This is a genomic window from Methylacidimicrobium tartarophylax (assembly GCF_902143375.2).
GTDB classification, from domain to species: domain Bacteria; phylum Verrucomicrobiota; class Verrucomicrobiia; order Methylacidiphilales; family Methylacidiphilaceae; genus Methylacidimicrobium; species Methylacidimicrobium tartarophylax.
Map to the genome: position 1 here is coordinate 1 of NZ_CABFVA020000119.1, position 24,938 is coordinate 24,938.

Annotated in this window: 26 protein-coding genes and 2 tRNA genes; 12 read left to right on the top strand and 16 right to left on the bottom strand. The window is 61.3% G+C overall.

The features are described from left to right. Window positions 1-26: 26 nt before the first annotated feature. The 3 genes from MAMT_RS10310 to MAMT_RS10320 form a co-directional block, all read right to left on the bottom strand. Window positions 27-902 carry a chorismate mutase gene (locus MAMT_RS10310; protein WP_142660948.1) on the bottom strand — a complete coding sequence of 292 codons (876 nt, stop codon included), beginning with the start codon at window positions 900-902 and terminating at the stop codon, window positions 27-29. A 237-nt stretch (window positions 903-1,139) separates the two neighbouring features. Beyond that, window positions 1,140-2,102 (bottom strand): tryptophan--tRNA ligase, encoded by a 963-nt coding sequence (gene trpS, locus MAMT_RS10315; protein ID WP_142660949.1) that lies wholly within the window; start codon window positions 2,100-2,102, stop codon window positions 1,140-1,142. A gap of 101 nt (window positions 2,103-2,203) precedes the next feature. Continuing rightward, a complete protein-coding gene (locus MAMT_RS10320) occupies window positions 2,204-2,689 on the bottom strand; it encodes an NYN domain-containing protein (RefSeq protein ID WP_142660950.1) in 486 nt (161 codons plus the stop codon). Window positions 2,690-2,979: 290 nt separating this feature from the next. Here MAMT_RS10320 and MAMT_RS10325 point away from each other — a divergent pair, with 290 nt between their 5' ends. The 3 genes from MAMT_RS10325 to MAMT_RS10335 are packed head-to-tail and all read left to right on the top strand — an operon-like array spanning window position 2,980 to window position 5,847. Beyond that, window positions 2,980-4,536, top strand: coding sequence for a Do family serine endopeptidase (locus tag MAMT_RS10325; protein WP_142660951.1), 1,557 nt, complete (start codon window positions 2,980-2,982; stop codon window positions 4,534-4,536). Between the two features lie 35 nt (window positions 4,537-4,571). After that, the gene (locus MAMT_RS10330; protein ID WP_142660952.1) at window positions 4,572-5,081 is read left to right on the top strand and encodes a 3-hydroxyacyl-ACP dehydratase FabZ family protein; all 510 of its coding nucleotides are present in this window, start codon (window positions 4,572-4,574) and stop codon (window positions 5,079-5,081) included. Next, on the top strand, window positions 5,059-5,847 hold the full coding sequence (locus MAMT_RS10335) for a type III pantothenate kinase (RefSeq protein WP_142660953.1): 789 nt from the start codon (window positions 5,059-5,061) through the stop codon (window positions 5,845-5,847). Before MAMT_RS10330 ends, MAMT_RS10335 begins: the two co-directional genes overlap by 23 nt. 3 nt (window positions 5,848-5,850) lie before the next feature. Here the strand turns inward: MAMT_RS10335 and MAMT_RS10340 are convergent, their stop codons facing one another. The 9 genes from MAMT_RS10340 to rnhC form a co-directional block, all read right to left on the bottom strand. After that, the gene (locus MAMT_RS10340) at window positions 5,851-6,336 is read right to left on the bottom strand and encodes a YajQ family cyclic di-GMP-binding protein (RefSeq protein WP_142660954.1); all 486 of its coding nucleotides are present in this window, start codon (window positions 6,334-6,336) and stop codon (window positions 5,851-5,853) included. 68 nt (window positions 6,337-6,404) lie between these two features. Further along, window positions 6,405-7,079 carry a LysM peptidoglycan-binding domain-containing protein gene (locus MAMT_RS10345; protein ID WP_142660955.1) on the bottom strand — a complete coding sequence of 225 codons (675 nt, stop codon included), beginning with the start codon at window positions 7,077-7,079 and terminating at the stop codon, window positions 6,405-6,407. Next, a complete protein-coding gene (gene ligA, locus MAMT_RS10350) occupies window positions 7,060-9,078 on the bottom strand; it encodes an NAD-dependent DNA ligase LigA (RefSeq protein ID WP_142660956.1) in 2,019 nt (672 codons plus the stop codon). Before ligA ends, MAMT_RS10345 begins: the two co-directional genes overlap by 20 nt. A gap of 205 nt (window positions 9,079-9,283) precedes the next feature. Next, window positions 9,284-10,372, bottom strand: coding sequence for a DNA polymerase IV (gene dinB, locus MAMT_RS10355; RefSeq protein ID WP_178087078.1), 1,089 nt, complete (start codon window positions 10,370-10,372; stop codon window positions 9,284-9,286). Between the two features lie 87 nt (window positions 10,373-10,459). Continuing rightward, window positions 10,460-10,960 carry a hypothetical protein gene (locus MAMT_RS11845; protein WP_342799834.1) on the bottom strand — a complete coding sequence of 167 codons (501 nt, stop codon included), beginning with the start codon at window positions 10,958-10,960 and terminating at the stop codon, window positions 10,460-10,462. 24 nt (window positions 10,961-10,984) lie between these two features. Then, entirely contained in the window at window positions 10,985-11,239 is a 255-nt protein-coding gene (locus MAMT_RS11850; protein ID WP_342799835.1) for a hypothetical protein, read from the bottom strand. 84 nt (window positions 11,240-11,323) lie between these two features. Continuing rightward, the gene (locus MAMT_RS10365) at window positions 11,324-12,160 is read right to left on the bottom strand and encodes a rhomboid family intramembrane serine protease (protein ID WP_142660958.1); all 837 of its coding nucleotides are present in this window, start codon (window positions 12,158-12,160) and stop codon (window positions 11,324-11,326) included. A gap of 95 nt (window positions 12,161-12,255) precedes the next feature. Then, window positions 12,256-13,824: a trypsin-like peptidase domain-containing protein gene (locus MAMT_RS10370; RefSeq protein WP_246186653.1), complete on the bottom strand. Its 1,569-nt coding sequence runs from the start codon at window positions 13,822-13,824 to the stop codon at window positions 12,256-12,258. A 166-nt stretch (window positions 13,825-13,990) separates the two neighbouring features. Further along, a complete protein-coding gene (rnhC, locus tag MAMT_RS10375; protein WP_142660971.1) occupies window positions 13,991-15,133 on the bottom strand; it encodes a ribonuclease HIII in 1,143 nt (380 codons plus the stop codon). A gap of 43 nt (window positions 15,134-15,176) precedes the next feature. Here rnhC and MAMT_RS10380 point away from each other — a divergent pair, with 43 nt between their 5' ends. From MAMT_RS10380 to MAMT_RS10395, 4 genes are all read left to right on the top strand, one after another. Beyond that, window positions 15,177-16,232 (top strand): A/G-specific adenine glycosylase, encoded by a 1,056-nt coding sequence (locus MAMT_RS10380; RefSeq protein WP_142660960.1) that lies wholly within the window; start codon window positions 15,177-15,179, stop codon window positions 16,230-16,232. A 14-nt stretch (window positions 16,233-16,246) separates the two neighbouring features. Further along, window positions 16,247-17,311 carry a 3-deoxy-7-phosphoheptulonate synthase gene (locus tag MAMT_RS10385; protein ID WP_142660961.1) on the top strand — a complete coding sequence of 355 codons (1,065 nt, stop codon included), beginning with the start codon at window positions 16,247-16,249 and terminating at the stop codon, window positions 17,309-17,311. A gap of 52 nt (window positions 17,312-17,363) precedes the next feature. Beyond that, entirely contained in the window at window positions 17,364-18,575 is a 1,212-nt protein-coding gene (locus MAMT_RS10390) for an SEL1-like repeat protein (protein ID WP_142660962.1), read from the top strand. Between the two features lie 87 nt (window positions 18,576-18,662). Beyond that, a tRNA-Ala gene (locus MAMT_RS10395) sits at window positions 18,663-18,735 on the top strand. Window positions 18,736-18,766: 31 nt separating this feature from the next. Here MAMT_RS10395 and MAMT_RS10400 read toward each other — a convergent pair. From MAMT_RS10400 to queD, 4 genes are all read right to left on the bottom strand, one after another. Then, window positions 18,767-19,288, bottom strand: coding sequence for an O-acetyl-ADP-ribose deacetylase (locus MAMT_RS10400; RefSeq protein WP_142660963.1), 522 nt, complete (start codon window positions 19,286-19,288; stop codon window positions 18,767-18,769). 106 nt (window positions 19,289-19,394) lie between these two features. Further along, window positions 19,395-19,467: transfer RNA gene (locus MAMT_RS10405), tRNA-Ala, on the bottom strand. 96 nt (window positions 19,468-19,563) lie between these two features. Then, entirely contained in the window at window positions 19,564-21,018 is a 1,455-nt protein-coding gene (gene lysS / locus MAMT_RS10410; RefSeq protein ID WP_178087079.1) for a lysine--tRNA ligase, read from the bottom strand. Continuing rightward, window positions 21,015-21,398: a 6-carboxytetrahydropterin synthase QueD gene (gene queD, locus MAMT_RS10415; protein ID WP_142660965.1), complete on the bottom strand. Its 384-nt coding sequence runs from the start codon at window positions 21,396-21,398 to the stop codon at window positions 21,015-21,017. The genes lysS and queD overlap by 4 nt, the downstream gene beginning before the upstream one ends. A 181-nt stretch (window positions 21,399-21,579) precedes the next feature. Here queD and MAMT_RS10420 point away from each other — a divergent pair, with 181 nt between their 5' ends. The 5 genes from MAMT_RS10420 to MAMT_RS11480 all read left to right on the top strand — a co-directional run bounded on the left by MAMT_RS10420 (window position 21,580) and on the right by MAMT_RS11480 (window position 24,860). Then, window positions 21,580-22,506 carry an aldo/keto reductase gene (locus MAMT_RS10420; protein ID WP_142660966.1) on the top strand — a complete coding sequence of 309 codons (927 nt, stop codon included), beginning with the start codon at window positions 21,580-21,582 and terminating at the stop codon, window positions 22,504-22,506. Further along, window positions 22,503-22,853 carry a DUF167 domain-containing protein gene (locus tag MAMT_RS10425; RefSeq protein WP_142660967.1) on the top strand — a complete coding sequence of 117 codons (351 nt, stop codon included), beginning with the start codon at window positions 22,503-22,505 and terminating at the stop codon, window positions 22,851-22,853. The genes MAMT_RS10420 and MAMT_RS10425 overlap by 4 nt, the downstream gene beginning before the upstream one ends. Further along, entirely contained in the window at window positions 22,850-23,677 is an 828-nt protein-coding gene (locus tag MAMT_RS10430) for a PDZ domain-containing protein (protein WP_142660968.1), read from the top strand. Before MAMT_RS10425 ends, MAMT_RS10430 begins: the two co-directional genes overlap by 4 nt. A gap of 103 nt (window positions 23,678-23,780) precedes the next feature. Then, entirely contained in the window at window positions 23,781-24,521 is a 741-nt protein-coding gene (locus tag MAMT_RS10435; RefSeq protein ID WP_142660969.1) for a hypothetical protein, read from the top strand. A gap of 114 nt (window positions 24,522-24,635) precedes the next feature. Next, window positions 24,636-24,860: a hypothetical protein gene (locus MAMT_RS11480; protein ID WP_178087080.1), complete on the top strand. Its 225-nt coding sequence runs from the start codon at window positions 24,636-24,638 to the stop codon at window positions 24,858-24,860. The last annotated feature ends 78 nt before the right edge of the window (window positions 24,861-24,938 follow it).

Below are 24,938 nucleotides of genomic sequence, written 5' to 3' on the forward strand. Positions count from 1 at the left end.
AGGATCCCCCTTGTCGGATCGCGTACTCATAAGCGGCTGCCTGACGACACAGGGTAAGTCCCTAGAAGCACGATCCAAGCGGAATCTCCATAGATCTCGCGGCAGCCCTCCTGCAGCATCTCGACAGGAGGCGGATCGAACACTTCCCAGAGGCGAACGAGCGCGCCCGCATCCGGCGGCTCTTCGCCCCCGGCGCAGGGAGTCGTTTGGGCCCAACAGCCGCCGAAGCGGTGCTGCCACGGGTCCGTTGCCTCGCGCGAGCAGCCGGACAGGAGAAAGACAGCCTTTAGGCTTTGGGAACCCTCTTGCGGTCGGATCGGCTCCGTTCCCAGGCGGATGATATAGAAACGGGAGTACCGGCCCATCCGGTGGTTTGCGAGCAGGTCGGGTAGATCGCTCTCGCCGCAGACGGTCACGGGCAAATGGCCATCAGGCTTGCCCGTGAACCAGTGAGACCAATCGAGCAGCCGTTGCTTGGGGAGGACCAGAATATCGATGGATTCCTCCACCAGCAGCCGCTTGCCTTCCTCCGCGGAACGAATCATGCGATATTCGTCCGAGGAGCCGAAACGGAGATGGGCGGCGAGCAGACCGGCGGCTCCTCCGCAACAGCCGATCCGGAGGACGCCCTGCTGGGCACGTGAGAGGGAAAAGATCTCCTGGAAGATCGCTCGAATCCCTAAAGGGGAGAGAGAGCCGGCATCCTGCTTGACTAGATCCCGGATCACGGTTTCTTCGCGGATGGGGTCGAAAATGAGTTGGGATTCTCGGCGTTTTCGCTCACCGATCCGTTTCGCCACCTCCATCCTCTGGTTGAGGAGCGCGAGAAGTTGGCGATCCATCTCGTCGAGCCTTCGACGCAGCCGATCAATCTCCCCAAGGGAAGTGGCGTCTGAATCCATGCGATCGTTTTCGATGTGGTCGAATCAACCTGCCGATCTCTTTAAAGCTCGGGGGATCTTCCGCTGGTTCCAGCAGCCCGGCGACCCGCTTCGGTTGCGCCCGGATGCTCCATGGCGATCATCTCCCGGTCTTGGTTCCGGCGTTCATTTAGCCGGCATGTCTCACAAAGTTCGTACCCGAGGCCCATTTCGCAAGCCGCAGGAGATCGCTTGTGAGACATGCCGGTTAGCACTCTGCTAGAGCAGACCAACGGCCCGCCGTGCCGATTCCCATGTGGGAGCGGCCGCTGCACGAGCCGAGCGAGCGCCTTGCTCCAAAATCTCATCCACCACGTGCGGTTTTGCTTTCAGCTCCTCATACCGTTCGCGGAAGGGAGCCAAAAAACGCTCGAGCTTGGCGAGAAGCTCCTTCTTGAGAGTCGCGTAACCGACTCCTCCTCGCCGCATGGAAGAGACGAATTCCTCCAGTTCCTGCGGCTCGCTGACTAGTCGATAGAGGGAGACCAGCACCGAGCCGGCGACCGGCTTCGGCTCTCCGACAGGGGTGGAGTCGGTGCGAATGGCCATCACCCTCCTTCGGAATTCTTCGCGATCTCCGAAGAGTTCCAGCGTGTTCCCGTAGGACTTCGACATTTTTTGCCCGTCTATCCCTGGAATCGTGGCCACGCCTTCCTCGATGTCTTCCTTGGGAAGGACAAACACGGGTCCGAAGGCTTGATTGAACTTCACGGCCAGATCGCGAGCCACTTCCAGATGCTGCTTCTGGTCGATCCCGACGGGAACGATGTCGGCCCGGTAGAGCAAGATGTCGGCGGCCATGAGGACCGGATAGGCGAAAAGAGCATGGGTCGGAGCGATTCCCTTGGCCAGCTTATCCTTGTAGCTGTGGCATCTTTCCAGGAGACCAACCGGAGTCACTGTGGACAGGAGCCACGTGAGCTCCATGACTTCCGGCACGGCACTCTGTCGGAAGAAGACCGTCCGCTTCGGATCGAGCCCGCAGGCGAGGAAGGCAAGCGCCGCTTCCCGGATGTTCCGGCGCAAGGCCTCCGGGTCACCCACGGTCGTCAGGGCATGGAAATCGGCGATGAAGAAGAAGGCTTCTCCTTTTTCCTGCCACCGGATTCCCCGTTGCATCATGCCGAAGAAGTTTCCCAGATGAAGATACCCGCTGGGTTGAATGCCGGACAAGATGCGCATGAGCAACGGCCCTCAATGTTGTCGGAAGAGAGGTCTGCGGAGTCGAAGGTCCGTGATCTGTCCTCTCGCGGGGGAAACACAGACTCGCCGAGAAGGCGCGCTTACCATCGGGCCCTTCGATGAACTCGACTCAGGGTTTCTCCAAGATTCCCTTGTAGTTGTGCCAACTCGGAGGCGAGCCATTCGGGCGAGGAGCACCAGGCACCCATCGCTTCGATGGAGCGCCTCTCCGCCTGATCTGCGGTAACCGCCGTCACCCGCTCTCGATCCGCCCGCTGGGCAATAAAGGCTTCGATCATCGAGTCTGCCGTGCAGTCGGGAGGGGAATAGGCGATCACCATTTCGCCGGACGAAGATTCGATTCGATCCCGCCGGAAACCGAAACGTCCGTCGAAAACGACGATCACCGACCATGCTCCCGAGTCGTGCATCTGCTGAAGCTGTCCAGCAAGAAACTCGCGAGCCTGCCTGGGTGCGCGCGCGTGAAGCTCTCGCAACTCCTTCCATGCGAAAATTACGCTGTGACCATCGACAACCAGCGTCGGGGCGGTGGAACGCTCCCGGACGATAGTGGCCTTGGTCTTCATCTCATTTTCTTCCCGGCGCGGCCTGAGCGATCGCAGATTTCTCTCGTTTCCGGTTGAGATAAGCCTTACGGCGTTTCCGCTTTTCGAACTTGTTCCACTGTTTGCTCACGATTAAGCGTTAGTGGGCGCGACCCTAGCCATTCTGTCAAGGCCCAACTGCTTGGGAAAGTCTCGTTCCTGTGCGTTGCTGCAGAGTTCGACTGCTTTATCGCTTGAAAGGAGCGCAGGTTTCCGTTCAACTTCAGCCGATAAATCCGAAGATTGCTCAAAACCAACGCATCCATCCACGCATGAAATTCTTTTCGGCAGCGGGCACGAGCCTGGCCGCATTTGCCTATTGCCTTTTCTCCTTTCCGGTCCCCTCGTCTGCGACCGTTCAGTCGGTTTCGTTAGCGAGCCCACCGAAACAAGCCAAAGAGACCTCATTCTCGATCCAAGTCGACGACTCGGCGCTTCCCCGGCAGGGAGCAGGCCTCCTGGCCAGCTTCGCGCCGATCGTGAAAAAAGTGGTCCCGAGTGTCGTGCAGATCACGACCACTCAGCGGGTGAAGGCTCCGGAAGGCTGGCCTTTCCCTTTTCCTCCCTTCTTTAACGAGCCTCCGTTGCGCCGCTTTTTCGGACCGCCGGAAGGGGAAGATCAAGGAGGAAGGCGGCAGCCTCCCTCGCCGCAGCCCCGCTCTCGCCGTCAGAGCGGGCTCGGCTCCGGGGTGATCGTTTCCCCCGACGGGTACATCCTGACGAACAACCATGTGGTGGAGGTTGCCGAAGAGATCAAGGTCTTGGTGGGCGAAGCGAAGAAGGAGTATGCCGCCAAGGTGATCGGGAAAGATCCCTACAGCGACATCGCGCTCGTCAAGATCGAGGCGAACGATCTGCCGGCGGCTGTGTTCGCGGATAGTGACAAGGTCGAGGTGGGCGACATCGTCCTGGCGGTGGGTAACCCCTTCGCCTTGAGTCAGACCGTGACGATGGGGATCGTGAGTGGCAAGGGACGGAAAGATGTCGGCATCGAAGAATACGAGGATTTCATTCAAACCGATGCGGCGATCAACCCCGGGAATTCGGGAGGGGCCCTGGTCGATGTCGAGGGTCGGCTGGTTGGGATTAATACGGCGATCGTGAGTCCCGGGCGTGTCGGCAATCTCGGCATCGGGTTCGCCGTTCCTTCGAACATGGCCCGCTACGCCATGCAGGAGCTCGTAACCCACGGAAGAGTGATTCGCGGATTTCTCGGCGTAACGATTTCGGAAGTCACCCCGGAGCTGGCACGAGCCTTTAAGCTGCCCGAGCCGATCGGCGCTCTGGTCGAGCAGGTGACTCCGAACGCGCCCGCCGCTCAGGCCGGCGTCAAGGACGGGGATGTGATCATCGGATACAACGGGCAGAAGGTGGTCGATCCCCGAGTCTTCCGCTTGGCGGTGTCGGAGACGCCTCCCGGCTCGAAGGTCTCCTTAAAGATATGGCGCGATGGCAAGGAAATGACCGTACAAACTGTTCTGAAGGAACGGCCGAGCGAGCCGGTCGCGAGCAGCGGCGTTCCCGGAAGCTCGGAGCAGGGGACGTTTCTTCCCGGAGTGGAGATTGCCGATCTCAACAGCGCGGCTCGGCAACAGTTGGAGGTTCCGGCGGAAGTCCAAGGGGTCTTAGTGACCAGCGTCGACCAAGAGGCGCCGGCCGCGCGGCCCGGTCGGAACCAATTACAACCGGGTGATGTCATTCTTCAAGTGAACCATCGTGCGGTGCACGCGGTCCGCGAGGCTCTGGATGCGGTGAAATCGAGCCAGGGCGATCTGCTTCTGCAAGTCTGGTCGCATGGGATGACGCGGTTTGTCGTGGCGAAACGATAGCAGCTCGCAAGGCGAGAGCGGGAAAAGACGGGGGAATGGGAGATAGAGGTCTTTTGCAGGCGGCTTTGGCAAGCGAAGCCGCGACGAGGACTTTCTCCAGCGACCAGATCGAGAGGCTCCTGCCGCAAAAGCCGCCCTTCCTCTTTTTGGACGAGGCCGTTGTCGAGGAGCGGGGCGTGCAGGCGAGCTATCTGCTCCGAGGAGAGGAAGACTTTTTTCGCGGTCACTTCCCGGGAAATCCGACCACTCCCGCCGCCATCGTCTTCGAAGCTCTAGGCCAGGCAGGCTGTCTTTGGCTTCGGGCTATCGGGGACAAGAAGGTTTCGGGGGAGATCCTCTTCGCTTCGTCCGACGGCGCCCGCTTCTTTCGAAAGACCTGTCCGGGAGATCGGCTGGCGCTGGAAGTCGTCGTTCTGCGGACCTTGGGACGAGTGGCGACTTTTGCGGGCAAAGTCTCCGTCCGTGGGGAGCCGGTTGCGCAGGTAAAGCGGCTCACGCTCGTCCTTCTCGAGGAGAACGGAGATGGGAAAAAGCTTGCCGGCTGATTTTCTCGTCGTTGACGTCAGTAATTCCTTTACCAAAATTGCAGCCGTCCGGAAGGGCCAGCTTTGCGAGCTTCAACGGAAGGCGACTGCGGAGCTCGACGAGCCATTCGTTCTTTCCCTTGCCGCTCACTACCCGTCGGTGCCGCTTGTCCTGGGGAGCGTAGTTCCCTCCCGCACCAGCCGGTTTTCCCCGGTTTTTGCCAAGGCTCTCTTTCTTGTCCATGGACGGGCACCGCTCGGCTTCCCCATCGACTATCCGAATCCGGCGGAGATCGGGGCGGATCGGCTGGCCAATGCGGCTGCCGCCCTACACTTCTGGCAGCCTCCGATCGTCGTCATTGATTTCGGGACTGCGACCAACTTCGATGTCGTGGATGCCTCGGGCGCCTTCTGCGGAGGAGTGATCGCTCCCGGGCTCGACCTGATGACCAGCTATCTGCACGAGCGAACCGCACTGTTGCCGAAAGTGCGTCTGAGAGAGCCGAAGCGCGGTTTCGGCCGGAGCACGGTCGAAGCCATTTGCGTCGGTGCCATCCACGGGTATCGCGGAATGATCCGCGGCCTGCTCCAGGGAATTCGCAAGGAACTGGGCGTGGAGCAATTGACCGCCGTAGCGACCGGAGGTCATGCGGCTCTGGTGGTGCGAGGATTGCCTGAAGTTTGCGGCGTGCGGCCGAATTTGACCTTGGAAGGGCTCCGCGTCGTGGGGGAAAGATGGCTAATCGGACCTCGTCCGAAAAGAAGAGCTTCTCCCCGTTCCCGTTAGCGGCTAATCCCGGAAGTTTTGAAAGGAGAGCGCGTGGGGGAAGTCCTTGGCGCGCAACGCGGCAATGACTTGCTGGAGGTCATCTCGGTTCTTCCCCGTGACGCGGACCTCCTCCCCTTGGATTTGTGCTTGGACCTTCAGCCCCGTTTCCCGGACGGCCCGGGTGAGAACGCGGGCGGCCTCAGAGTCGAGACCCTGCTTTACGACGAGTTCCTGGGAAGCCTTTCCCGTCGAAGAAACCGAAGGAGGCTTGATTTCGATATTCTTCAGACTCACGTTGCGGCGGGCCAGCTTTCCCAACAGGATCTCTCGGATCACCGAGAGCTTGAAGGCGTCGTTTGCTCGTAAATGGAGGGTAGGGCGCTCGTAGTCGATTTCGGCACCCGCCCCCTTGAGGTCGAAGCGGTTGGCCACTTCCTTGCGCGCTTGATTGAGCGCATTCGCCACCTCCTGCTCATCTACTTCCGAAACGATATCGAACGATGGCATCTTTTTAGTTTCCACAGGGGAGGGCCGTGGAGCAACCAGGAAAGTTCCCGATCGGCCGCAAAGCGAGTTCAGGGGGAGGTCGGCGCGGGCGGAGTGCTCGAAGTATGCTTTTTTTTGACGGTTCCCTTCGGTTTGGCCGTTCCCTTCGGGACAAAGATCTTTTGGCCTGGACGCAGGCTTTCCCGCCGGGAAAGGCCGTTGGCCGTGCGGATCTGTTCGGCGGTCACCGGAACCCCGCTTTGCCGATAGGCCTCGGCGATGGCGGAGACGGTGTCGCCGGCTTGCACCTTGTAGTAATAGCCGGCTACGACCTTCGTGTGCGGACCCTCGCCGGCGAGTCCTGGTTCCGATGGGCCGGAAGGGGCTTGGGTCGGCTTCCTGTCGGCTGTCTCCTTTTCGGGCGCCGACATGGAGGCCGGAGCCGAGGCCGAGGGTTGCGAAAGCCGTCCGTGAAGGTTCCGAAGCTCCTCTTTTAATTGAGAGAGCTCCTGCTGCAGGTGCTGAAGCTCCCGGGTGTGTCCCTCGACCGTCCCCTCGATCTGATCGAGCGTGTCCGAGGCCCGGAGGACCTTGCGCTTGGCCTCCTCCTCGTCCTGCTGACGGATGATCTCCGGCGTCTCTTCCTGTGCCAGAAGCCTTCCATTCCCGGTCAAGCAGAGAGAGAGGCAGGAGCAAAGGCAGAGAAGCCGGATTCGGCGGACGAATGGCCGGATGCTGACCGAATCAGGACGTCTTGTCGTCATTGGTTCCTCCCTCCAGAAGCCTCTCCAGTTCGTTTTCCGAAATCTCCGGCACCCCGAGCCTCCTTGCTTGCTTGAGCTTAGAGCCGGGCTCGCTCCCCAGCACCAGAAAGCTCGTCTTCCGGGAGACGCTCTCCGTGATCTTGCCTCCGGACTCGCGGATTCTTTCGGCAATCTCCTCCCTGGGCTTGGAAAGAGTTCCCGTGATCACGAAAGTCTTCCCTTGCAGGATCCTTCTCTCTCCCGGCAGACGCTTTGCTTTCATCGATACGCCCGCTTGCCGGAGCCGATCGACGCGTTGGCGGTTGAAAGCATCTCGGAAATAGTCGGTCACGCTCTGGCCGATGATCGGGCCGACGCTTGGGATTCTCTCGACCTCCTCCGGCGAAGCGTTCCAAAGTCGATCGATCGTCCCAAAGTGAGATGCGAGCGCCTCCGCAGCCGTTTCGCCGACGTGGAGAATCCCTAGGCCGAAGAGCAGCCGCGCTAGACCTCGGCTCTTGCTTCCTTCGATCGCCGAAAGGAGATTTGCCGCCGACTTTTCCCCCATTCGTTCGAGCGGAAGCAGATTGGTGAGCGTGAGATGGTAGAGGTCGGCCACGTCCCGGATCAGCCCCCCGTCCACTAGCTGGTTCACGAGGGATTCGCCCAACCCCTCGATGTCCATGGCGTTGCGACGGGCGAAGTGGCGGATCAAGCCCTTGAGTCGCCCGGGACACTGTGGATTGGGGCAGCGAAGAAAAATCCCGTCCCATCGGAGGGGAGTGGCACACGCGGGACACTGCTCCGGCGGCACGATTTCCTTCTCCTCGCCGGTCCGAGCCGACCGATCGACCTCGACGACGGCCGGAATGACTTCACCCGCCTTCTCGATCTCAATCCAGTCCCCGATCTTGATCCCCTTCCGTCTCACCTCGTCGAAATTATGAAGGGTGGCCCGGCTCACGGTGGAGCCGGCGAGAAAGACGGGCTCCATCTCGGCAACCGGAGTGACGACACCCGTTCTCCCCACCTGGAAGACGACGCGGAGGAGGCGTGTCCGCGCGCGCTCCGCGCCATACTTGTACGCGATTGCCCAGCGCGGAGCCTTGGCCGTCGATCCCAAGAGCCCGTAAAAGCGCCATTCATTCACCTTCACGACCGCTCCGTCCGTAGCGTAGGGCAGTCCCTTCCGGAAATCGTCGAGTGCGGCAATGGCGCCGGCCAAATCTTCCTTGTCTCGGCAGAGCCAATAGCGGGAAGGCGAGGGCAAGCCGGCCTCGGCCAAGAAACGAAGCCAACGATCCTGAGATTCGCAGCCGATACCCTTCGGATCGCCCGTTCCATAGAAGATGACGGAAAGCGGGCGGTGCGCCACGATGCGAGGATCGAGCTGCTTGAGCGATCCGGCGGTGGCGTTTCGCGGATTGGCAAACAGTGGCTCACCCCGAGCCTCTCGGTCCTTGTTGAGATCCTCGAAGACCTTTGTGGGGAGATAGGCTTCCCCGCGTACCTCAAGGAGTTCCGGCGGATGCCGCAGTGCTAGGCGAAGGGGGAGGGCCCGAATCGTCCGGAGATTGGCGGTGATATCGTCTCCGGTCTGTCCGTCGCCGCGGGTGGCTCCCTGAACAAAGGCGCCTTTTCGATAGACGACGCTGATCGAAACTCCGTCGATCTTCGGCTCCACCACATAACTGGGCGTTTCCTTCGCCAGCGTGCGCTCGACACGATCGACAAAGGCGAAAAGCTCTGCGACGGAGTAAGTGTTATCGAGGCTCTGCATGGGAACCCGATGGGCGACCGGAGAAAACCCGGGTAGGGGAGCCCCTCCGACCCGCTGTGTCGGCGAATCCGGGGTGACCAAATCCGGATAGCGCCGTTCCAGGTCGCGGAGCTCGTCGTAGAGCGCGTCGTACTCCGCGTCGGAGATGAGAGGCTTGGCTTCTACGTAGTAGGCGTAGTCGTGCTTTCGGATCTCCTCGACCAACCGGCCGTGTCTTCGGATTGCCTCCGCTCTGGTCATGACGGCCACCTCTCCATCCTCCCCTGAGAGAGAGTTCTCCCGCGCCTCAAGACCACCGGTTCATCGATGCCCATCGGGATGTCGATAATCGGCGCAGAGTTGCCCCCTTGCCGTTTGCGAGCAGGCGGCAAGCCGACGAGATCGGAAAGAAGCGCCAACGGTTTCGGGGCACAACAACCCTCATTCTATCGCCGGCAAGGCAGCTTTACAACCTTTGCAGACCCGCTCTCCCCTCACCCTGCCAGAGATCCCCGGATTCGGAAGCTCCCTTGGGCCAAAGTCGAACCAGTTCGTGCACCGCCAGGCCGACCAGCCGGAGCGGTCTCTGCCCCCGCCACGCCGACTGGAGCAGCCGGACGGCGCAGTCGGCAATCTCCTTTGCGTCAGCCGTGGCGATGGACAAGGTCATCTGGCGGGAGAGGGTTTCGAAATTTCCGTAGCGGAGCTTCACCGTGACGGTCTTCGCCAGCAGGTGATCCCCTTGGAGTTCTTCGGCGACCTCACGACTGAACTCCTCCAGAGTATGGCGGAAGACGGCAAAATCGGCGAGGTCCCGTTCAAAAGTGGTTTCGCGGTGGATCGACTTGGGCTCCCACTCCGGCTGAACGGGTGTCGTGTCGAGGCCGTGAGCGGATTCCCAGAGGTAAGCGCCATGCTTCCCGAACTCTCGAACCAGCATCTCCCGAGGCCGGGCGGCCAACTCGCCGATCTTCCGGATGCCCATCTCCAGCAGGCGCGCATGGGTTTTCGGGCCGACGCCGGGGAGCTCCACCACCGGAAGCGGCGAAAGGAATGCCTCTTCCGCACCCTGGGGAACCACGATCGTTCCGTGCGGCTTCACCGTGTCGCAGGCGACCTTGGCAACGAGCTTGTTCGCGGCGATGGCGACGGTGCAGGAGAGCCCGAGATCTCGCGCCACCTCGTCCTGGACCGAGTGAGCGATCTTTTCCGGATCTGTGCCTTCCGGTAGTTCAGCGCAAGCTTCGTCGATCGAGAGAGCTTCCACCTTGCGGAAACGGGCGTGCAGCAGTTGCCGCACCTTCTCCGAATAGGCTGTGTAGAGGTGATGGCGGGCTGGAAGAATGACCAGAGGCGGGCAGAGGGCGATGGCACGCCGCAGCGGCATGCCGCTGCGAATCCCAAAGCGGCGGGCGGGATAGCTTGCCGTCGAGACGACTCCCCGTCCTCCGGGATGACCGACCGCAACAATCACGGGTTTGTTCTGCAGGGCGGGGCGGCGCAAAAGCTCGACCGAGACGAAGAAGGCATCCAAGTCGAGAAAAAGAACTCCCATCGCAGTCTGCTCGGTTTTCGCTCTCCTCGGTCCCATCATGCCTGCTGCAGCTGCATGGCGGCCTTGGACGGGGGATCGGCGACTACCCTATTCCAAGGAGGAAGCAGGATCTTCCGGGGAGAGTGTTTCGCAGGAGGGTGGGCGAGAGCTCGCGGAGGGCTCGCCCGAATCGGAGGCGGGAACCGGAGCCGCATGCAGCTTCCTTCCATGCTCGTCCTCCTCCCAAAGGCGGAAGCCCCCGGAAAAGGCAAACGAGTTGTCCCCCAAGCGGACGTACGGGGGGAACGACTTGAGGTGCTTGCGATTGCCTCCGCCGATCACGAGGTAGTCCACTTGAAAGGCTGCCCGGTAGAGGTCGACGACGCATCGGACTTCCGTGCGCCACCGCTTTTTTCCCAAACGCGAAAGACCCGCATCGCCCAGGACCTCCTCGTAGGTCAACCCTTTCTTGTAGGGAAGATGGCTTGCTTCCAGAGGATGCAGAAGACCGTCGAGGATGAGGGCGGTACCCAGCCCGGTCCCTAAGCCGAGGAAGAGCATCCGTCCCCCGGCATAGCTACCCCAGGCTTGCATCGCTGCATCATTCACCAGCTTTACCGGGGTCCCGAGAGCTTACGCAAAGTCGAACCCGAGCCAACCGGAACCCAGGTTGCGCGGCTCTGCGGCGGGTCTCCCTCCGGCCACCGGTCCAGGATAGCCGATCGAAATCGCCTCGAAAGACCAACCGGCCACAGCCTCGGGAAGACGATCGACCAGATCTTGCGGAGTGAAGGAGGGTCCCGAAGGGATCTTTCGAGGCTCCTTTTGACCGGTAGCCAGCAGCTTTACGTTACGCCCGCCGATGTCGATCACAAGGATCTTTGTCATCTGACGACCGGGAACTCTCCGCTAAGCGGAGCCGGAGCGCAAGGGGAAAGCGGCCCTTCCGTTTTGTCGGAACCGCGCCTTGCGCTATTTCCGCTCTTCCTTCCGGAGAAGAGCCTTGCGTGCGCGCTCCAATGCTTCTCGCTCCGACTTGGTCAGGCTGCCGATGCCGTTCCGGGAAATCTTGTCGAGAATCGCATCGATCGACTCGGCCGGTGCTTTCGTCCCCTTCTGTTGACCCGGCGTGCGGGGAGAAGCGAAGGAGCGAGGTCGCCTTCTCCAGTCCCGTTCCCAGAAACGCAGCCAGGAGACCTCCGGCATGCGAACAGAGAGGTAAGCGATCCCGGAAGCCACGCTCAACATGAGCAACGGGGTCCAAGCGTGGGCCGAAATGTCGATGAGGACATAGAGAACCAGCAGAACGATGGCGTACCACTTCGCGGTGATGCCGAAGATGAGCTCTGCGGCGGGCGATAAGGCGGCGAAGGCGACGAAGATCGCCATGTGAGCCTCATCCGGACCGTAGAACGTTCCTCCGCTCGAGTCGATCAGGCTGAAGAGGACTGCGCAAATCGCCGGAGCCAGGATGAGCGAGAAATAGAGGAAAAAATACTTCTTCAGCCCGAGAGCAAACTCCACTTCGCGCCCGAACCAGAAGAACATCAGCATCCAGAGGGCAAACCAGAGCGAGGGGGAATGAACCCATGCATAGGTGAAGATCTGCCAGACCTTGCCTTGGGAAAGCACCGCCTGCGGGCTTAAAGACAGCTCTTGGAACCAGGAAAGCCGGTAAGTCGCGACCGACAAGACACCGACGACGAACGAAAGACAGTGAAATGCGATGAAGATATCAGTCAGGTAGACCGGACGATTCTGTAATCGAAAAACCGGTTCTCCCCGGCCATCTCCAGGCCAGTATGCCATGATCTTGACTCTGCCGAATCTCAGTTCGGACGTAAATTCCGTTTTCTTAAGAAAAACAGCCTTAGGGACTTTTGCTCAAGCCGAAAAAACACCTTTTACGGTCGAACGAGCACAAAAGTTTGCGCGCCGCCTCTGCGGATGTAGAAAAGCACCGGCTCCTTGCCATGCTCCCCTGCGGCGATCCGGAGGAGATCTCCGATATTGCGGATCTTGTCCGAGGGCTTGCCGACCTTGCGGATCTCCTCGATTACGTCTCCGGGTTGAAGGAGATCCAGAGAAGGAGCTCCTTCCTCGACGTCGACGATATATACCCCGGCGGCATGGGGCTGAAGCCCCAGCTGTGCACGCAAGCTGTCGTCCAGGTTGACGATCTGCAGGCCGGCGAAGGCGTTGTCGAGCTCCCCGGTTCGTACGACTTGCCACCGGGCGCCTTCCTCGGTGCGGCTTCCTTGCTCCGGCTGTTCCATGATTTGGGCTTGCACCGTGAGAGACCGTCCGTCCCGATAGAAGATGATCGGGATCTCGGCGGAAGCCGACGTTTCGGAAACATAGAGCCGTAGCTCCGCGGGATCGCGCACATTCATTCCGTGATACCGGACAATCACGTCTCCGCGACGGATCCCCGCCTTGGCCGCCGGAGAATTCGGCTCGACCCGGGTGACGAGCGCCCCGGAGGTATCCGGCAAGTTGAAGGCCTGCTGCATGTCTTCATCCACCTCTTGGGCCTCAACGCCCAGAAATCCGCGAACGACTTTCCCGCGCGCGACGAGACTCTCGTAGGCAAAACGAGCCAGCTTGCTCGGGATGGCGAAGCCGATGCCGTTCGATCCGCCGCTCCGCGAATAGATGGCGGTGTTGATGCCCACCAGAAATCCTTCCACGTTAATCAGGGCGCCACCGGAATTTCCCGGGTTGATAGCGGCATCGGTCTGGATGTAGTTCTCGAAGCCCGAGGAGGAAAGATTCGGATTGCGGCCTTTGGCGCTGACGATGCCGCGGCTGACCGAGCCGCTGAGGCCAAACGGGTTGCCGACGGCGAAAACCTGCTCGCCCACCTCGAGCCGGTCGGAGTCCCCCCAAAGAGCGGGCACAAGTCCCTTGGCTTCCACTTTGAGTACAGCGACATCGGCCGGCTCGTCCAGTCCAAGGAGCTTGGCCTGATAGCGCCGGCCGTCGAAGAGCTGCACACGGATCTCCCGAGCGTTCTTGACCAGGTGAGCGTTGGTCAAGATGTGCCCCTGCGGGCTCAGGATGACTCCGGATCCGAGGGAGGTTTCCTCGTCCGTGGGTGCGCGCCGGGAGTTCCGGGTGTCCGAGTCCGTGGAGGGGACCGTCTCTCCGGCATCGGCGCTGACGGGTCGCGCGGTGAAGATGTTCACAACACTGGGAAGAATCCGCGAAAGGACGTCCACGTATTCCCGATTGATCTCTTGCAGCAGCCCACCGGCGGTGGTGTGCGATTCCACGCCGTGTGGGATCGGGATGGCGCGGGGAATCAGAGGCTCCGAGGCGGCGGGCGGCGGAGGGACGGGCTTGGGCGAGGGGAGCAAAAACTCGCGAATCCCCAATCCGAGCGCAACTCCTAAGAGTGCGACGACGAGGAGCAGTCCCCCCTGTTTCCAGGACCCCTTGAGCGACACATGCCCTTCCATAAGGCGCAACATACCCACAATCGATCTCCCGCGGAGCCTACTCCGGGATCAGGTGAATTCCACGAGCAGCAATCCCCGCATACGCAACATCGTCTTGCTTGCACTTCCCAGGAAGAAGCCAATCACTCTTGAATCCGATTCTCCCGTAAGGGGAGCAAGGTAAGAGGCGTGCACATTGTCAAGCCTCTTGTGAGGGCTTCCTTGCCGAGCCTTTCGTTTCAAGCCGATATCCTTCATCATACCCGTTGGAGGGAGCGACGCAAGAAGAGGGAGTGGCAGCCACGGTGGCAGAACCTCCGGCAATTCCGGTCTGCCCGAGAGGGAGGCCGGCCGCTCCCGCCGCTTGCGCAAACGTACGGAAGTGCACCTTGGCCAGAGCGCGGAGTCTTTCGGCACCTTGCCGGCGTACCAGTTCGCGAGCGGCTTCCAGGACAGGGGAAGAGGCCCCCTTGGGGAGCGTCATTCCGGCTTCCTTGCCGAGAAGGGCAAGCCGACGGAGAAACTCTCCTCGAGCCAGAAGCGAGGCGGCAGCCACGGCGATGTCGGATTCCGCTCGCGGCCTCTGGTCCACGGGAAGAGAAAGCCCTTGCTGCTCGAGCGCACGCTCGAGAACGGGAGCTTTGGCGAACTGGTCGACCAGGGCTCGCGGACACGAGGGAACCTTGCGCAGGAGCTCGGCAAGTGCGGTGGCATGAGCCCAGGCGAGCAGCCGGTTGAGGTTGCCGAAACGGCAGTAGAGTTCATTATACTTGGCGGGTCCAAGCACCACCAACGAGTAGAGGCCGCGGACCGCTTTACGGATCTCCTCGCTAAGACGAATGGCGCGCAGATCGCTCTTGACTTCCTTGCTATCCCGGACTCCGAGGCGGCGGAGGACGCGGCCGATTTCCGGATCGACGTAGGCCGCTGCGACGATCAGAGGCCCAAAAAAGTCTCCCTTTCCGCATTCGTCCGAGCCGGCGTGCGCAACGCACTCCTCCGGATGCAACCCTTCTTCGTAACCGATTCGCGCTTCCCGCAGGATCTCCGGCTCCAAAAACATTTCCACAAAATCCGCGGCACCGCTCCCTTGGACAAGGACTTTCCCGCTACGATAGGCGCGAACGATCACCGATGACCCTCGACCGTCGAAGAAGCCATGCTCGAGAGCTCTCATCTCAAATCCTTTTTCTCGCAGGCGTTCCCGAAGCTCCTCGATCTGCGCCGGGAGCAGGGAAAAGGAAAAAGTGGAGCGTGGGGAAGAGGGAGGGTCGAGAGGGAAGGATCCGCGATCGCCCGAAGAGGTGCCCGGAGAGAAAAAGTCCTTGGATCGGCAGAGCATACGGCTCAGAAGGAAGTGCACAGGGAAAGCCTAGCGGATCCCAATGAGGATCGAGAGGAAATTTCGTCAAGAGTTGGGACGGCGGCTGCTCGTCTGGTATCGCGCGCATGCGGCGGATCTCCCGTGGCGGCGATCGCCGAATCCCTATTCGGTTCTCGTATCCGAGCTCATGCTGCAGCAGACACGCGTTGCGGCGGTCGTTGCCTACTACAACCGCTGGATGGAGCGCTTTCCGGATTTAGCGGCCTTGGCGAAAGCTTCGGAAGCGGAGGTGCTCCGCTCCTGGGAAGGGCTCGGCTATTACGCCCGGGCACGAAACCTGCACCGGACTGCGCAGCTTCTGGTGGCGGAACAGGGAGGCCGGCTCCCTTCGCGGGCGGAAGATCTCGAGCGCCTTCCGGGAGTCGGTCGTTACACGGCGGGGGCCATCGCGAGCCTCGCTTTCGGGAAGCGATCGCCCGTTGTCGATGGGAATGTCCGTCGCGTCTTTCATCGTCTCTTTGCCTTGCCGGAGGAGACGCGGGCCGATCACCTCTGGGAGATTGCCGAAGCCCTCCTGCCCGTTCCCCGGGATTGCGCGGCCCACAATTCGGCCCTGATGGAGATCGGTCGTACCGTCTGCATGCCGCGGACGGCCGATTGTCCGCGCTGTCCGGTGTCAGACCTCTGCCGGAGCCGTGGTGGGCGGATCTCCTTGACGCGGAAACGCTCTCCGACGCGTTGCGAGGAGTCCGCCGCTCTGATCGTCCAGGGCGACCGAACTTGGCTGGAGCCTTCACTCCAGGGGCGATACCGCGGGTTTTGGCGGTTGCCGATGCTCGATACTGTCCGGATGACCAATCTGGGAGAAGCCTGCCGCCTTTCCTATTCCATTACCCGATACCGCGTCCACCTCGTCGTGTTCCGGGCCGAGTGGCGAGAAAAAGAGAGTAGGGAGGGAAGATGGGTTTCTCGGGAGGAGCTGTCAGAGCTGCCACTCCCTATCCCCCATCGAAGAGCCTTGGACAGGATGACGTCACGCCCCGCTTCGTCATCGGCCTTTCCAGCGCCGCACGCAAGGCAGGCAGAAGCGGTTGCTTTCCCAACGGTCCGGAAGTAGTCTCTCGGACACCTATGTTGCCTATACAGGACCTGCGCGTCCGCTCCGTCGAGCGGCTGGTCGCTCCGCGTCTCCTCAAGGAGAGTCTTCCCTTGAGCGCCGCGGCGAGCCAGACCGTCTACGAGAGCCGCGCCGCCATTCAGCGGATCTTGTCCGGAGAAGACAAGCGCTTTCTCGTGATCGTCGGTCCTTGCTCGATCCACGACCCGGTGGCGGCGTTGGATTACGCCCGTTGCCTTCGCGGCTTGCAGGACGAACTCAAGGGGGAGCTTTTCCTGGTGATGAGAGCCTATTTCGAAAAGCCGAGGACGATGATCGGTTGGAAGGGACTCATCAACGATCCTTTTCTCGACGGCTCATGCAACATCCAGGAAGGCTTGCGGCTGGCCAGGAAACTCCTTCTTCAGATCAATGAATTAGGGCTACCGACCGCAAGCGAGTTCCTCGATTCGATCACGCCCCAGTACATCGATGATCTGGTCAGTTGGGCGGCTATCGGGGCTCGGACCACCGAATCCCAGCTCCATCGGGAGATGGCGAGCGGGCTCTCGATGCCGGTCGGCTTCAAGAATGGAACCGACGGCTCGCTTCAGATCGCCGTCGACGCTCTGGGTGCCGCACTGCGACCGCACAGCTTTGTCGGGATCGACCAGGAAGGGTTCACCAGCGTGATCCGGACCTCCGGGAACCCTTGGGGACATCTGGTCTTGCGGGGCGGGCACAAGCGGAGCAACTATGACCCGGAGAGCATCCAGGAAGCTTGCATGCGGCTTCTCAAAGCGGAGTTGCCCGAGCGGCTCATTGTCGATTGCAGCCATGCGAACTCGGCAAAACGGCCGGCCGTGCAGGAAGCCGTGCTGGGGAACATCCTCGAGCAGCGGATGCGTGGAACCACGGCGATCCTTGGAGCGATGCTCGAAAGCTACCTTATCGAAGGGAGCCAGAAGATTCCCGAAGATCTCACGCAGCTTCGCTACGGGGTCTCCGTGACGGACCCCTGCATATCCTGGGAGATGACCGAAAAGCTGCTCCGCCGCAGCAGTCTGCGCATTCAGGAAGCGCTCTTGGTCGAGTCGTGAGCCGGCGAGAGCGGCGGTTCTTTTCTTTGGGAACTTCTCCTTCTTCTTCCAGATGACCCTGTTGTCGCGGCCTCTGGCTCTCCGACGGCTTCTCGCCTTTTGGGTCACTGGCTCCGTCTTCATTCTTTCCTACGTCGATGCGGTCCAGGCAACCGCCGGCTCTCCAACGAGAGATCGGGGGATCACCTCCGAAGGTTGGCAAAGGTTGGAGCGGGCGGCGCAGCGCGGAGATGCGGATGCGCAATATCGATTGGCTGCCGCTTATCTGGAGGGCCTGGGGGTGAAGCCGGACGCGAAAAGGGCCGTGGAATGGTACAGAAAGGCCGCACGGAATGGGTCGGCGCCCGCCCAGGCCGCCCTCGGACTGCTTTATACGGTGGGTCAAGGCGTGGAGCGCGATTTCCATCAGGCGTTTGACTGGAGCAGACAGGCGGCTGAACGAGGCGACCCTCTGGGTGCATGGAGCCTTGGCGTCCTTTATGCGCACGGACTTGGCGTGGAACAGAACGATGAACAGGCGGCCCGTTGGTATCGCAAAGCGGCGGAGGCGGGCCAGCCGGAGGCACAGCACAGCTTGGGACGCATGTATGCCAAGGGCAGGGGAACCGGAGTCGATCCGGCCGCGGCCGCTTCCTGGTATCGGAAGGCGGCCGAGCAGGGGTATGGTCCCTCCCAGTTCCGCCTCGGTGTCGCCTACGTCAAGGGCGATGGAGTGCCCCAGGATTATGGACAGGCAGCCTTCTGGCTCCGGAAGGCCGCAGAGGCGGGAGATCCCTTTGCACAGTCGGATCTTGCGGTGCTCTATGCCGAGGGGAAGGGCGTGCCGCGGGATCCAGCGCAAGCCGCTTCCTGGTGGCAAAAGGCGGCTGCGCAGGGAGAGCTCGAGGCGCAAGACAACTTAGGGGCTTCCTACGAAACCGGGCAGGGGGTGCCGCAGGATGCCAAGGTGTCGGCGGACTGGTATCGGAAGGCGGCCGACCATGGCTATCCTCCGGCGGCCCGGCACTTGGCGCATCTCTACGAGGAGGGGAAGGGAATCCCACGAGACCCTCAGGAAGCGGCGCACTGGTATCGGAAGGCGGCGGAGATGGGAGATGTGGCTTCGGAACGCGAGCTCGGGCGCCTCTACCGATCCGGAGAGGGGGTTAAGGCCAACCGGGAAGAGGCCGAGGCATGGCTCGAAAAAGCGGCCGGGCAGGGGGATCCGGAGGCCAGAGAAGAACTTTTGCTTTTGGAAAAGGCCGCCAAGCCTTCCCATCGCTGATCGCAAGGCGAATGTCGACGCCCCTCGGGGCAGCCGGCTTTCCCTTGACAGGCGGCGGGAACGGTGGCAGGGATGGGATTCCTAGCCGGGGTCTTAGCTCAGTTGGTAGAGCGCCTCAATGGCATTGAGGAGGTCAGGGGTTCGAATCCCCTAGGCTCCAGGCCATTCCCTTCGGGCGGACTTTCTCCGCGCTACCTGTCTGCGCCAAGAACAGCAAAGGCCCTTCGACAGGCAACCAGGGTCTCGTCGCGGAAACAGACCAGAAAGACCTTTTCCGGAAGCAAGTTGCCGGAGAGAAAGGCCGCGATCTCTCTTAGGGCGATGACGGCCGCCCGGTCGGCGGGGAAACGATAGGCCCCCGTGCTGATTGCGGGAAAGGCGACAGAGCGGGCGGGAAGAGCGGCTGCGAGGCCGAGGGCTTCGCGGTAGCAGCCCGCCAGGAGAGCATCCTCCCCTTGCTCGCCGCCCTGCCAAAAAGGCCCCACTACATGGATCACCCATTTGGCCGGAAGGCGATAGCCCTTGGTAACCTTGGCTTTGCCTACGGGACAGCCGCCGAGCGCGCGGCATTCTTCGAGGAGTTCGGGACCGGCGGCACGATGGAGTGCTCCATCGACTCCTCCTCCGCCCAGGAGGCTCACATTGGCCGCATTGACGACCGCGTCGACCGGAAGACGGGTAATGTCTCCAAAGAGGATCTCCACGCGTTCCAGCAGAGAAGCGATGTTCAGAAAAACTCCTGCAGAGCGTCACCCGTCCGAGGCATTCTCCGCAAGGCAGTCCAGGGAATCCTTCGGATTTCCTTCGGCGCGGAAGCTGTGGAGGTTGGGGGATTCGAACCCCCGACCTTCTCATTGCGAACGAGACGCTCTACCAACTGAGCTAAACCCCCAACGAACCTATCGTAAACTCTACAAAACAAATGAGAGCTTGGGAACCGCTATTTCGCGTCGGACGCCGTGGGCCGGCATCCGCCGGCTAAGACGTCTCAAGACGTCTCCTTAGGGCGGAGGAGCGGAAAGAAGATCACGTCGCGAATCGATTCGCTTCCGGTGAGAAGCATCACCAGTCGATCGATCCCCATGCCCAAGCCTCCGGCTGGGGGCATCCCGTGCTCGAGAGCCATGAGGAACTCCTCGTCGAGCTTCTGTCTCTCTTCTCCCGCCTGATGCTCGAGCCGCTCCCGCTGGACGATCGGATCGTTGAGCTCGCTATAGCCGGGAGCGATCTCTTGCCCGCCGATGATGAGTTCGAAGACGTCGACCACGGAGGCGTCCTCCCGGTTTTGCCGGGCGAGCGGCACCAGTTCCATGGGAAGATGCGTGACGAAAAGGGGGCCGGCGGTGCGGGCCTCGACAAGCTTCTCGAAAACGTGCCGGGTCACGTCGATCTCTTCGGCATTCGGCAGAAGCTCGACGCCCAATTCTTCGGCGAGCCTACGTCGCTCCTCGGGAGGGAGGGAGAACCAGTCCTTCCCGGTCGCTTCCCGCAGGCAATCGGCAAACCTCTTGCGTGGCCACGGAGGAGTCAGATCGATCGAGGGAAAGGGGCCGGCGGCCGCAGAAAGATGAAGTCCTCCGCAGATCTTCTCGGCGAGATGGCAGATGAGGGATTCGAGAAGCTCCGCCATCCGCGGAAAGTCTGCATACGCCCAGTAGGCCTCGAGCATCGTGAACTCCGGATTGTGCTTGCGGGAGAGGCCCTCGTTCCGAAAGTTTCGGTTGAGTTCGAAGATGCGCTCGAAGCCTCCCACCAGGAGCCGCTTGAGGTAGAGCTCCGGGGCGATCCGGAGGTAGAGCGGGATGCCCAGAGCCTCGTGGAAGGTGGAAAAGGGCGTGGCTGCCGCTCCGCCGGGAATCGGTTGCATCATCGGGGTTTCCACCTCGAGGAACCCGCGCTCCTCGAGGTAGCGGCGAATCTCGCGGACAATCCGGATCCGCTTGCGGAAGATCTCCTGGACTTCGGGATTGGCGATGAGATCGAGATAGCGCTGCCGGTAGCGAGCCTCCACGTCGTGGAGGCCATGCCACTGCGAGGGGAGCGGCCGAAGGGACTTGGAAAGAAGATCGAAATGGCGGACCCGCAAGGTCTTCTCACCGGTCTTCGTCTGAAAGCAGTCGCCTTCCAATCCGACGATGTCGCCTAAGTCGAGGAGCTTCAGATCGGCGAACCGGTCCCCCACCGATTGCAGGTTGGCGTAGATCTGCATCTTGCCGCTTGCGTCCTGGACGTGTGCGAAGAGGCTCTTGCCCATTTCCCGGATGGAGAGGAGCCGACCCGCGAGCCGGGCTTTTCGTCCGTCGGCGAAATCCCTCAGGATCTCGGCGATTGGTGTCGTGTCGGGGAAGGCGCCGCCGAACGGATCGATGCCGCGGCTGCGCCACGCGGCCAGCTTTTCTCGGCGAAGGCGGAGCAACTCGCTTGTTTCTTCGTTGTCGCTCATGAGCGGGCGGGAGAGGAAGTGGGGCCGCGATAGAGGCAGCGGACCCGCGGTGTTTCACAAATGGTGATCTGGGCAAGCCCCGGGAGCAGGGGGACGAGCCTCTCCCAAAACCAGTGAGCCATCGATTCGATGGTGGGATTTTCGAGGCCTGGAATCTCGTTGAGAAAGCGATGATCCAACTCTGTCAGCAAGGGTTCGACGGCCCGGGAGATTCGGGCATGATCGTAGAGAATGCCGGTTGCGGGATCGACCTCGCCCTCGATCGCCACACGCACCTCGAAACTGTGGCCGTGCAGTCGGCGGCACTTGTGGCCTTCCGGAAACCCGGGCAGTTGCTGGGCCGCCTCGAAGCGGAAATCCTTTTCAATCGTTACGCGCATAGAAGATAGACCAATTTCCACCTTATCGGCGGAAGCCGGCATGCGTGCAAGCCCAGGAAGCGGAAGAAAACTTTCTGCAGCTCATCGGCCCGCGCCTCGAATACGAACTTTGTGAGACGGGCGGTTCACCGAAAGATCCGAATCGCCACCGCTCTCCCCTTATTATAAATTGCCGACGCGAATGCAATTACAGCCTCTTGGGAAAACCGGATTGCTGGTCTCCCCGCTGGGCTTGGGCGCCGCCGAGATCGGCTTTACCGGAATGGATCAGCGTGCGGCCACCGAACTGCTCCACTTCGCCATCGATCACGGGATCAACGTGATCGACACTGCGGCGGGTTATGAAACCTCCGAGGAGCGGATCGGCAATGCTCTGGGTCCGCGGCGGCGACGGTGCGTGCTCATCTCGAAGTGCGGCTGGGTGGAAGAGGGGGAAACGAGCCCGGCGGACTGGACGGAGAAAAGCATCAGCGACTCGATCGACCGCTCGCTGCGGCGATTGCGAACCGATCATATCGATGTCATGCTTCTCCACTCCTGCGACCGTCCGGAACTCGAACGCGGCGAAGCTCTGGGCGCCTTGCGGAGCGCGCAGGAGGCGGGCAAGGTCCGGTTCATCGGCTACTCGGGAGATGGCGAAACCGCGGAATTTGCCTGCCGGCTGGCCGAAGTGTCGGTCATCGAGACAAGCATCAATCTCTGTGATCAGGAGAATATCGAAGCGGTTCTACCCGTGGCGCGGGAGGCCCGGATCGGCGTGCTGGCCAAGCGCGCGCTGGCCAACGGAGCCTGGCGGCCGTTGGTAAAGGTCCATCCCGCCTATCGCGAGTACGTACGGCCCTATGTCGATCGCTTCCAAGCAATGGGAATCAAACTCGCCGAATGGGGGGCGACGGAGATGGGCTGGGCCGAAGCGGCCCTCCGTTTTACGCTTGCGCAGCCTGGAGTTCATGTTGCCTTGGTCGGGAGCGCCTGTTTCGAGCACCTCTACGATAACATGGAGGCTGCCAGGCGGGGTCCCTTGCCCAAGGAAATCGTGAGCCGGCTGCGCCAGGCCTTTCGCCAGGCGGAAAGCCGGTCGGGAGAAAGATGGGGAGCGCTACGATGAGGAAGAAGGGAACCGGCCGGACCGAAGCGTCCCTTCCGAATCCGAACCGTCTTGTCGTCCGAGTGGTTCCCAACGCTCGGAAAACCGAAATCGCAGGATTCGCCGATGGAGTGGTGCGGGTGCGGCTGCAAGCGCCGGCATCCGAAGGGCGGGCGAACGAGGAACTCCTGCGGTTGTTTGCCAAGGTGTTCGGCACGCGGAGATCCCAGGTCGTGCTCGTGCGCGGGGACAAATCCCGGGAAAAAGCGCTTGAAATCCGGGGCTGGGAAGGAAAGGGAGAGCCGCTTGAGGCCTGCGTGGCGCGGTGGCTGGAGCAGGCTTCCCGTGTGGAGAGGCTACCCCAATGAATCGACCGAAGGGAAGGCGGTTCTGGGGCTTGGCTTGGTCCGCCTCGCTCGTGCTTCTTGGCTGGAGCGGGCTTCCTGCCACCGCTCGGGCGGAGGAAGGTCCGCTTGTGACCAATCCCCCCATCATCACCGTTTTCCCCGTGGAGGATGGCCCCGGCGGTGTCCATTTTCAGTACCCTGTGGCCATCAACGAGCTGATCGTCGTTCAGCCTAAAGATACGCTTCGGACCCTCTACGTGAAGCCCGAGCTCGAGGAGAAAGTGGAGGAAGCGCAGCAGAATAAAGAGCACAAAGAGGCGGCTTACTCGCGGAAGTCGACGCCCGATCCGCTGAGCGAAACCCCGGCGGAGCGAGCCTTGAGAAAGTTCACCCACACGGTCTGGCCTTCCAAGACGACGTTTCTTCAGGCGCTCGAGGTGTTGAACGGAGCCGATCTGCGGCTGATGTTTCAGAGAGCGGGCGAGGAGAAGATCTACGATGAGCCGGTGAGCCTGCCCTCCGGCCTTTTGCTGGCAGCCGTCGACGGACGGATCGCCATCCTTGCCGTTCAGTCGGGCGAAAAGGGGGAGCGCGGAGGCTTTCAGCCGGGGGATCGGATTATTACCATCGGCGGGCAGCCCTTCATGGGAACGCTCGACGAGTTCCTGGAAGTCTATCGCAGAGCCAATCTCGGCCGAAAATCCGGCGAAAGTCAGGCGCTCGGCTTCACGGTCTACCGTGCGGGAAGTACGGGGCCGGTCTCCGTTTCCCTTCCGCTCCCTCCCAGCCTGCAGCAGAGTCTCTTGGAGTTTTCACCCGAAATGGGACACGGGCATTCGGAATGAGTCCCCCAAGAAGGCGCACGAAGATGGTTTCCGATGGATTTTTAGAGAGGGAGGGGTAAAAAGGGCGCGGCAGTCGCGAGCGAATGGAGACGGAGGAACCCTGGTGATCAAGTTCTTTTTGGGTATTGCGTTGATTGGTAGTTTGGCGACGGCAGTCCTCGGTTTTTTGGTGGCCAATCAGCGGAACGGCTATCGTCGGGAGTTTGAGAAAACAGCCGCCCAGCTCAAGGCCGTGACCGAACAGGCGGAAGAGAGCAAGGTTCTGGCGGCGGAGACCCAGAAAAAGTGGGAGGAGACGCGCGCCAAGATGGCCGAGGCGACCGAAAAGCTGGCTCAAGCGGAGAACCAGGCGGGCAGCGGCGACAGCCGCATCGAGGAGGCGGAGAAGCGCGCCAAGGACGCCGAGCAACGGGCGCAGCAGGAAAAGGCGGAAATCGAAGAATTGGGAAGCAAGTTGGAATCGGAGAAGACGCAAAGCGAAGCGGCAACCGCCAAGGTGGAAAGCCTGCTCAAGGAGAAGCAGGCGTTGGAAGAAAATCTGGCCAAGCTGACTTCGGAACTTGGGCGGATGCGCGAACTCTCCCCGTCGACCGCTCGAGCGGTATCGATGAGGTCGGGAATTCGAGGCAAGGTCGTATCGGTCAACCGCAATTGGAATTTCGTCGTCTTGAATGTGGGCGAAAAGGACGGCTTGGTGGAAAATGGCCTGCTCAACGTCTATCGAGGCGGCCAGCCGGTTGGTAAGGTAAAAATCGTCTCCACCGAGGCGAATACGGCGGTGGCCGACGTGGAGGGTGGAGCCAATCCCGGAGGACTTCAGCCCGGCGATGATGTGTTGAACTGATCTTGGGATTGTGACAATTTTAATAAAGGGAAAGCGGGCTGGGCAGTTCGGGAAGCTGTGCCAGCGCGAAACAGGGATGGATCGTTTACCCTGGAGTGCAAGAAATTAGGGGAGATGATGACAAAAGCCAAGTTTGGACTCATTCTGATCACGGGTGCGCTCATGCTCGGAGCATGCGCTTCCTCTGATAAGCAGACGCCGGCACAAAAACAGGCGGCGAAACAGGCGAAACAGACCTCCGACCTCCCGTGGAATCGGCCTCCGTCCTGGCAGCAGGCGGGCGCAGCGGGTGCCTACATGGGTGGGATGGGGGGAACCACTCCCGGCGCTCCTTACTAGCCGCCATCTCTCGCAAATTTCGTAGCCGAGGCGCCGCAAATGGGCTTGGATGCGAGGCGCGGCGCCGGTTTTCCACCG